Annotated in this window: 2 protein-coding genes; one reads left to right on the top strand and one right to left on the bottom strand. The window is 44.8% G+C overall.

Features of this window, described 5'->3' with window-relative positions:
- The coding region (locus AC1DUA_RS36980) for a sugar-binding domain-containing protein (RefSeq protein WP_477504464.1) at positions 1–743 on the bottom strand (743 nt) is incomplete at its 3' end.
- Positions 744–855: 112 nt separating this feature from the next.
- Here AC1DUA_RS36980 and AC1DUA_RS36985 point away from each other — a divergent pair.
- Positions 856–1,540 (top strand): helix-turn-helix domain-containing protein (locus tag AC1DUA_RS36985; protein ID WP_477504465.1); only part of this gene is annotated, 685 nt, incomplete at its 3' end.

Genomic DNA, 1,540 nt, shown 5'->3' on the forward strand with positions numbered 1-1,540 from the left:
CCGGCTTGTACGGTGAACGTATATAGCTCGGGGCGACCTACATCCCATCTACGGATGTTAGCAAGGGTTCCACGTAGAGTTAATTGTGTGGATTGACCTGCAAGCAGTTGCGCGGTTATAGCCGGGAAAACGAGTCCATCTGTAGAGGCACTAACCTCGACTTCACTGTCTATATTACTCAAAGAGTTGACTTGAACTTGCAAACTAATATCCGCTTGATCGCCTGTCAGATGATAATCGATTTTCATCGTATCAATATAGACTTCGGGCAGCTCTTGTAGCTCTACGGATCGGATAATACCGCCATAAGAGTACCAATCTGCCACATCGGTTGGCAGGGTCTGCCAGTCCAGTGTGCTGTCTACGCGAATAATAAGTTCATGCTGGCCTTGGGCCAAATGCGGAAGCAGTGTACTGAACTGTGTATAGCCTCCAAAATGATATCCGAGATGCTGCCCATCTACATAGACATCAGCATGATGAAGAATGCCCTCAAAGATCAAGCGAATATTGCTGTCTCGTGTTGTATCAAAATAAGTGCGGTACCATGCGGCGCCAATGTATTCAAATAAGCCTAATTCATTATTCCAACAGGAAGGAACAACGAGCTTACGGGAATCAGAAGGGAATTTCTTGTACCATTCCTCTGTAGTGCCTAAATGGCTTGGATCTGTGACAAAATCCCATAAACCATCAAGTGTGCGAGTTTTGCGAAGGATATGTTGTCCAAAAGTACGAATCACAGGAAAAGCCCCTTTCATGTCTGTTTCGTAAAGCGTATCATGGAGGAATGGGTATTATCTATGGATAAAGGATTTTACTATTTGTCAAAATCGCTTTGCAGGTGGTGGCTACTTGGAATCGAAAGCTCACAGAATTTATCATCTTCGACTGACCTACGAGAAGCTCCCTGTGCCTGGCTGGAAGGATATCCGCAATACGATGGATGTTCATTCGCTTTACTTGATTATGAGCGGGGAGGGGGATTTCTCGCATTCCCCTGATGAGGAGCCCATTAAAGTGAAGACTGGGACGCTGATCTATCTAAAACCGGGTTTTACCCTAACGATGTCATCTTCCATAGATCAACCGCTTTACATTCGTATGCTTTTATTTGATGCTTTTGATGTGCCTTATGAGCATGCAATCTGGCAAAAACCCGTGTATCTGGACACGCTTAACCTGCCATTTATCAGGCTATATTCCCCTGAACAAGCTGTTTGGATTCATGAGCAGTTTAAGCAAATGTGGTCGATCCAAGGGACTGATCCGCATGAAAGACAAGCAGAGTTTCAATATGTGCTATCGAGATTGCTTCATTATATGAGAGATACGCACGCGTCAACAGACCCGTATATGAAAGCCTTTCAGCAAGCGAAGTTTTGGATGGAAACCTGCTACAACCGTCCTCTCAAGATGGAGGAGCTGGCGCGGAATTTTCACATCTCTGTTTCCCAATTACGGAAAATGTTCATGCAGCAAATCGGCATATCCCCCAAGGAGTACTTGAATCGAATTCGGAATGAGAAAGCCAAAACAT

This window comes from Paenibacillus sp. 01T422, assembly GCF_056398785.1.